General features: G+C 71.4%; 3 protein-coding genes and 3 tRNA genes. 2 read left to right on the top strand and 4 right to left on the bottom strand.

The window, feature by feature from the left end:
- Positions 1-177: 177 nt before the first annotated feature.
- Both IEY33_RS18920 and IEY33_RS18915 read left to right on the top strand, forming a co-directional pair.
- Positions 178-2,382 (top strand): amylo-alpha-1,6-glucosidase, encoded by a 2,205-nt coding sequence (locus IEY33_RS18920; RefSeq protein ID WP_229671168.1) that lies wholly within the window; start codon positions 178-180, stop codon positions 2,380-2,382.
- A 96-nt stretch (positions 2,383-2,478) separates the two neighbouring features.
- Positions 2,479-5,646: a GAF domain-containing protein gene (locus IEY33_RS18915; RefSeq protein WP_188964856.1), complete on the top strand. Its 3,168-nt coding sequence runs from the start codon at positions 2,479-2,481 to the stop codon at positions 5,644-5,646.
- Positions 5,647-5,721: 75 nt separating this feature from the next.
- Here IEY33_RS18915 and IEY33_RS18910 read toward each other — a convergent pair whose 3' ends face one another.
- From IEY33_RS18910 to IEY33_RS18895, 4 genes are all read right to left on the bottom strand, one after another.
- A complete protein-coding gene (locus tag IEY33_RS18910) occupies positions 5,722-6,678 on the bottom strand; it encodes a RelA/SpoT domain-containing protein (RefSeq protein WP_188964855.1) in 957 nt (318 codons plus the stop codon).
- Between the two features lie 161 nt (positions 6,679-6,839).
- Positions 6,840-6,914, bottom strand: a tRNA-Thr gene (locus tag IEY33_RS18905).
- A 20-nt stretch (positions 6,915-6,934) separates the two neighbouring features.
- Positions 6,935-7,010 (bottom strand) — tRNA-Phe (locus tag IEY33_RS18900).
- Positions 7,011-7,032: 22 nt separating this feature from the next.
- A tRNA-Asp gene (locus IEY33_RS18895) sits at positions 7,033-7,108 on the bottom strand.
- Positions 7,109-7,313: the final 205 nt, after the last annotated feature.

The raw sequence follows: 7,313 nt of genomic DNA, 5'->3' as shown, positions 1-7,313 counted from the left end.
GGAAAAGCCTGTCGTTCAGCCGCAAGCAGGCCCATCTGGAGATGCTCGTGTGGCTCTTCATCCACCGCTACAACGCCTCATTACCATGACCCCACGACCGCGCGGGTGGTCGTGGACTCTTGGGCGCGCCGGGGGGAGGGGGAGGCCGGGCGGGCCGTCATCGCCTACAGTGTGGGCGTGACCTCGCCCGCTGCGCCGCTTCCTCCCATCTACAGTCACCGTCTCGGTCCGCAGGAGGCCCGCGACCTGAGCCGCGAGGTGCTTCTCGCGGACGGCCTGGGCGGGTTCGCCCTGTCGAGCCCGGCGGGCGTCCCGACCCGCTGTTACAGCGGACTGGCGCAGAGCCTGCGGCCCCCCGTGCAGCGGCAGACGATGTTCATCACGGCGCTGGAGACGCTGGAAGTCGCGGGGCGACGCTACGCGCTGCACGCCTTCGAGGTGGCGCCCGGCACGCTGGAGGGCGACGGCCTGAACCTGCTGTCGCACGTGGACCTGAACGACCTGCTGCCCACGCGCGTGCAGCTGGCGGGCGGCGTGCGGGTGTCGCGGACGAGTTTCGTGCCGCACCGCAGCGGGACCCTGGTGCAGCTGTACGAGATCGACGCGCCGCAGGACGTGACGCTGACGCTGGGCGCGCTCCTCACGCACCGCGACATGCACGCCGTGTGCACCGTCACGCCGAAACTGGAGTTCCTGCGGGCGGGCGCGGACGTGACCGTGTCGGGCAGCGGGGAGGGCGCGCACCTGATCGGGCTGCGCGTGTTCACGCCCGCCGGGGCGGCGGAGGGCCTGCGGCCGCAGCCGGTCCCGCAGCGCCTGCATTACCGGCTGGACACGGCGCGCGGCGCGCCCGACACGGACCGCGCGGTGAGCACGGACCTGTGGCGCGTCATGGTTCCGGCCGGACGGCAGCGGCTGGCGCTGGTGGTGGGCGAGCCTGCGCGGGTGGGTGACCCGTGGGCGGCGCACGCGCAGGAGACGCGGCGGCGGCACGCGCTGATCGCGCAGACCTTCGGCGCGACGGGCGTGCAGGACAGCGTGACGGCGACCCTGGCCCTGAGTGCCGACAGCTTCCTGGTGGAGCGGCAGGCGACGCCCTCGCCCGCCCGGCCCGACGTTCAGGCGGAGGCGGAACCGCAGGAGGTGACGGCGCAGGCCACGATGGCGGGGCAGACGCCGGAGCGGGACGCCCATGAGGACGAGCTGCTCGTGGACGATCAGGGCGCGGCCCCCACGCCTCCCGCACGGCCAGACACCCCCGCCCCCGTATCCGGCCTGGCGGGCGAACCGGTCCGGACGCTGAGCGTCATCGCGGGCTACCCGTGGTTCGCGGACTGGGGACGCGACAGCATGATCGCCCTGACGGGCCTGACGCTCGTGACGGGACGGCTGGACGAGGCGCGGCAGCTCCTCACGACGTTCCTGGACCACCTGCGGGGCGGCCTGACGCCCAACAACTTCCACGACGACGGCAGCGGCGCCGGGTACAACACGGTGGACGGCGCGCTGTGGCTGATCGTGGCGCTGGAACGGTACCTGCGCGCCAGCAGCGACGCGGACTTCGCACGGCGGCACCTGGACAGCGTGCGTGAGATCCTGCGCGCGCACCTGCAGGGCACCGAGTTCGGGATTCGTGCGGACCCGCAGGACGGGCTGCTGCTGGCCGGCGAGGTGGGCGTGCAGCTCACGTGGATGGACGTCAAGATTCACGACTGGGTGGTGACGCCGCGTCACGGGAAGCCGGTGGAGATTCAGGCGTTGTGGCTGGCGGCGCTGGCGGCCGAGTCGCGGCTCAGTCAGGCGCTGGTCCAGGAACCCGCGTACTCGGCGGAGGTGCTGCGGGCGCGCGCGGCGTTCCTGCAGCTGTGGAACGAGGAGGGCGCGTACCTGTACGACAGCCTCACGTCGGACGGGCGCGCGGACCCGACCATTCGCCCGAACGCGCTGCTGGCGCTGGCGTTGCCGGACACGCCCGCCGTGCCGGAGCAGCTGGACGCGGCGCTGCTCACGGCAGGCCGGGAACTGCTGACGCCGCTGGGGTTGCGGACGCTGGCCGTCAGCGACCCGCGTTACCTGGGGAATTATGGCGGGTCGCAGCTCGTGCGGGACGCGGCGTACCATCAGGGCACGGTGTGGCCGTGGCCGCTGGGCGCGTACGTGGAGCTGCTGCTGCGGCGCGGCCGGGTGGCGGAGGCGCGCGCGGCGCTGGACGGGCTGGTCGCGCACCTGTGGGAGGCGGGGCTGGGGTCGGTGAGCGAGGTGTTCAGCGGCGACACGCTCACGCCGGGCGGCTGCGCGTTCCAGGCGTGGAGCGTGTCGGAGGTGCTGCGCGCGCACGTGCTGGTGTGTCACGCGGAGCGCGCGGCGGGCGAGCCGGGCTGAACGCGGGTCCCCCCGTGCGTGCCGGAAGCCACAACGTCAGCACAAAGCAAGGTAAAGGTAAAGGTCCGTGTCAGGGGGGAAGGCTAAGCTGACGGTATGCCCGAGTCGCCCGCCCTCTCTCCCGGCCCGCCGCTCAGCGAGCGCCTGCAGGACACGACCGAGGCGCTCGCCGGTGCCCGCTCGCGGGAGGAGGTGTTCGGGACGGTCCTGCGGCCCGCGCTGGAGGCGCTCGGGGCGCTCACGTGCACGGTCCTGCTGCTGGAGGGCGACGGGCGGCAGCTGCGGCGCGGCGCGACGCTCGGTGCGCCGCTCGCGGAGCGTACCCTGTGGCGGGACACGGCCCTCGCGCGCAACGACCTGATCCGCTCGGTGCTGGAGCAGCATCAGGGCGTGTTCTTCCGGGAGACGCAGGAGTTGCGCGCCGCGTACCCGCAGCTGGAGCGGCGCATGGACGGCGAGGCGGCCCTCGCGGTGGCGGTGCTGCCGCTCGTGCTGGACGGCGCGGGACTGGGCGTCATCGTGCTGGATTTCGCCGCGCCGCACGAGTTCCCGCCCGAGGAACGCCGTTTCCTGCGGACGCTGAGCGCGCAGTGCAGCATCGCGCTCGGCCGGACCTTCCTGACGCACGAGCTGGAGTCGCGCGTGCAGGCCCGCGCCCGGCAGCTGGAGCAGGCGACGCGCGCGCAGCTGGCCCTCTCGGCGTTCACGGAAGCGGCCGGGACGGAACTCGACGTGCGCGTTCTGGCGCGTCAGGCGGTGGAGTTCCTGAAGCTGCGTTTCCCGGAGTGCAGCAGCGGGTACTACGCGCTGGAGGACGACCTCTGGAAGCTGCGCGTGCACACGGACGACATGCAGGATGACCCCGCACTGCTGCGGCGCGTGCAGGCCGGACTGCCGCTCGGGACGCCGGTCTTCCGGGACGCGCTGCTGACGCGGCAGGCCGTGTTCGTGAGCCGCTGGGACGCCGTGCGCGAAGGGGTCGAGGGCAGCGAGGCGTACGAGGCGGTCGCCGTGTACCCGCTGCTGCACCGGGACGCGGTGCGCGCCATGCTGGTGGTGGGCCTGAAGCATGCCGAACTGTGGGAGGAACGGGACCAGGACGTGTTCCGCGCGGTGGGGCGCGGGCTGACGCTGGCGCTCGAACGGGCCGCGCAGGCGGACGCGCTCGTGCAGAAGAACGCGGAACTGGAGGCCCGCACGAGCACCCTGGAGGCCTTCGCGCGGCTCACATCGGACCTCGGCACGCAGCCGGACCCGCCCGCGCTGATCGGGCGGGCGCAGGGCGTGGCGCTGTCCCTGCTGCCCGGCAGTTCGGCCAGCTTTCAGGAAGCGCCGACCCGGGCAGGGCTGCCCGCCACCCCCACGTACGCGCCGGACGGGCCGCGCGGCGCGGTCGCGGCGCTGCCCGTCCGGGTGGCAGGCGAACCGCTCGGTGTGCTGAGCGTCACGCTGCCCGGCCCGCACGCGTGGACCCGCACGGACCGGGCCGTGCTGGAAACGCTGGTGGGCAGCCTGGAACTCGCGCTCGGGCAGGCCGAGCAGGCGCAGCGGCACGAGGAGGAGGTGCGCGCGCAGGCGGCTTTCGTGCGCTTCATGGAGGCGACCGGCAGCATTCAGGACCTCGGCACCCTGATCCGCGAGGTGCTGCAGACCCTGCAGGCCCTCCTGCCGGGCAGCGGCGCCGCCTTCTACGACCGCGCCCCGGACGGCTGGACGCTCCGCCAGCAGATCGGGACGGTCAGCGCGCCCCTCACCGTGCCGCTGCTCCCGGACAGCCTGCCGATCGCACGGCTCCTGACGGAACGCTGCCCGCTGTTCGTGGAGGGCCGCGACCACCCGTCCGGCCGTCCCCTCGCGCTGTACCCGCTGCAGCAGCACCACGAGGTGACGGCCGTCCTCAGCGTGAGTGGCCCCGACCGCCGCCCCTGGACGGACCGCGAACGGACGCTGGTGTCCGCCATCGGGCGCAGCTTCTCGCTGCTGCACGACCGGATCGCGCTCGCCGAACGCCTGCAGGACCGGCAGCAGGAGGCCGAACGCCGCATGGAGGCGCTGGAGGCCTTCGCGCAGCTCACGAACGAACTCGGCATTCAGGGCGACCGGTACGCCCTGGTGCAGCGTGCGCAGGCGGTCGTGCTGTCGCTGCTCGACGACGGGTTCGCCGTGTACTACGAGCCTGACGGGCCGGTGTGGCGCCTGCGTTCGCAGGTGGGCAGCATGCGCAACCCCGCCCTGCAGGCCGCCGTGGACGCCGGACTGGACTTCGAACGGACCGAGAACCTCCTGCGCCCCTGGCGGACCGGGGAGGCGCTCTACCAGGACGCCTACGACACCGGCACGGACGCGCTGGACGAAACGAAGCACACGGTCGGCGCGACCGCCACCGTTCCCCTGCGGCTCGACGGGCACTGCATCGGCGTGTTCGGCATCATCCAGTTCGGGCCGCGCCGCTGGACCGCCACCGACCGCACCGTGCTGGAGGGCGTGCTGCGCAGCCTGAGCCTCGCGCTGGAACGCGCGCAGAGCATCTCTCAGCTCGCGGAACGCTCCCGCGAACTGGAGCACAGCAACGCCGGACTGCGCGCCGCGAACGAGGAACTCGAAGCGTTCGCGTACAGCGTCTCGCACGACCTGCGGACCCCCGTGCGGCATATCCTCGGCTTCAACAGCCTGCTGCGCCGCAGCCTGCAGCACAGCGACCTCGACAGCAAGGCCGTCCGTTACCTCGACGTGGTCGACCAGTCCGCCGGACGCATGAACACGTTGATCGACACCATGCTGGAACTGTCACGCACGTCCCGGCAGCCGCTCAGGATGCAGCCCGTCGACCTGAACGCCATGCTGGACGCCGTGCGGCAGGAACTCGCACCGGAAATGAACGGCCGCCACGTCCAGTGGGAGGCGCGTCCCCTCCCCACCGTGATGGGCGACCACGCCATGCTGCGGCAGGTGCTCGTCAACCTCCTCACCAACGCCCTCAAGTACACGCAGCCGCGCGACCCGGCCCGCATCGAGGTCTGGGCGGACGGCACGGACCGCGAGTGGACCGTCCACGTGCGCGACAACGGCGTGGGCTTCAACCCGCAGTACGCCAGCAAGCTCTTCGGGGTGTTCCAGCGCCTGCACAGCCAGGAGGAGTTCGAGGGGGTCGGTATCGGGCTCGCGAACGTGCGCCGCATCGTCACCCGCCACGGCGGGCGCGTCCATGCCGAAGGAACTCAGGGGGAGGGCGCCACCTTCAGCTTCACCCTCCCCCGCACCTGACGCCCGACTCGCACCACGGGGCAAGAACCGCCCGCCCACTCCGGCTGAACGCCAGGAATCCGGTGCGCCCCGGGTTCAGTCCTGCCCGGACTGCCGCAGGTGCTCCACCTGCCGCAGAAATTCCGCTTCCGTGATGACGCTCACCGGTTCGCGGTCCTCGCGCTTGATGTCGCTGTAGTACCGCGCGTCCGCCACGTACCCGCCGCGCGACGGGTCGTACGCGACGAGCGACACGCCCTCGCCGGGCCGTTCCTCCATCTTGACCGGCACCTGCCCCAGCAGGTAGTACGTGACGGTCGGCCCCTCGCCCGCCTCGCGGCCCAGCACCATCTGCCACGCCCGCGCGAACAGTTCCCGGCTCGTGTTCTCCAGCGTGTCCAGCACCAGCGGCTCCACCGACGCCAGCACCGGGTACACGTCCGGGCCGCCCAGCGTGACCACTTCCGCGCCGAGTTCCAGGGCGCGCCGGATCTCGTACAGGCGGTGCTCGTACAGGTCCACCCGGTCGAAGAAGGTGTGCATGACCTTCAGCTCCGCGTAGTGCCCGCCCACGTCCACGATGAAGTGCAGGTCCCGGTACCCGCTGCTCTGCGGGTGACGCACCCGGTCCCGGAAGCCCACCACGTCGAAGGCGTCGCCCACCTGAAGCGCCACGCGGTACAGGTCCAGCAGGGTCGGCACGACCACCTTCCCGGCCAGCATGTCCAGCGGCAGGTTCCGGTCGGACCCCTGGTACTTCTCCACGATGCGGTCCAGGCTCTTCACGCCGCCCGGACGGCACTGCGCCACGAACCCCACCTGCGCGCCGAACGCCTCGACCAGCCCCTGAAACATGCCCGCCGAGCGTTTCGCCGCCGCGTACAGCTCCAGGAAATTCGGTTCCGGCTGCGTCACCAGCGCCGTGTCCACCCGGTAGCGGGCCTGCACGGCCGCGCAGGCCTCCAGCACGTCCCGCGACGCGCCCGGCAGGGCCGCGCCGCCCGCGCCGGACCTCACGCCGCTCCCGCGCGGGCCGCCCGGCCACCCACGCACGCCACCTGAACCTGCATTCCTGAACGCATACCGTGACGACATGCTGCCACACGCGCGCCCCGCACCGGAACGCAGGTGACCTTCACGAAATCCCCACGCGCACGGCAGGCGACGTGGGGCGGAAAAACAAAAAAAACGCCCTCCGGGAGGACGTTTCTTGTTGGAGCCAGAGGTCGGATTTGAACCGACGACCTACTGATTACGAATCAGTTGCTCTACCCCTGAGCTACACTGGCGGCCCGAAGACCTGGAACTGTGGTGGCAAAGGGCGGACTTGAACCGCCGACCCAACGATTTTCAGTCGTTTGCTCTACCAGCTGAGCTACTTTGCCGTTCGCCCCTGTTGGGGGGCTTTGGCGGTCCGGACGGGATTTGAACCCGCGACCTTCTGCGTGACAGGCAGATATGCTAACCGCTACACTACCGGACCGTACTGGTGACGCTGTGTGGCGCGAGAGGTGTTCCTTTCGCGTTCGCAGCGGGTATAAGGATAGCTGTCACCTTTGGGGTTGTCAACACGGTTGCGCGCCGGGTCGTGGACTCTTGGGCACGACAGTGGTTCAATGAACCATGAACGAGCTTACGTGTCCGCATTGCGGCGCCGTCCGCATCGTCAAAAACGGCCATGCCCACAC

The organism is Deinococcus aquiradiocola (assembly GCF_014646915.1).
GTDB classification, from domain to species: Bacteria; Deinococcota; Deinococci; order Deinococcales; family Deinococcaceae; genus Deinococcus; species Deinococcus aquiradiocola.
Note: the sequence above shows the minus strand (reverse complement) of the source record. Positions and strands in the feature narration are given on the sequence as shown.

Excerpts from the sequence above, each read along its gene's own strand:
- IEY33_RS18915 (WP_188964856.1), top strand. The coding sequence starts at position 2,479 with ATGCCCGAGTCGCCCGCCCTCTCTCCCGGCCCGCCGCTCAGCGAGCGC.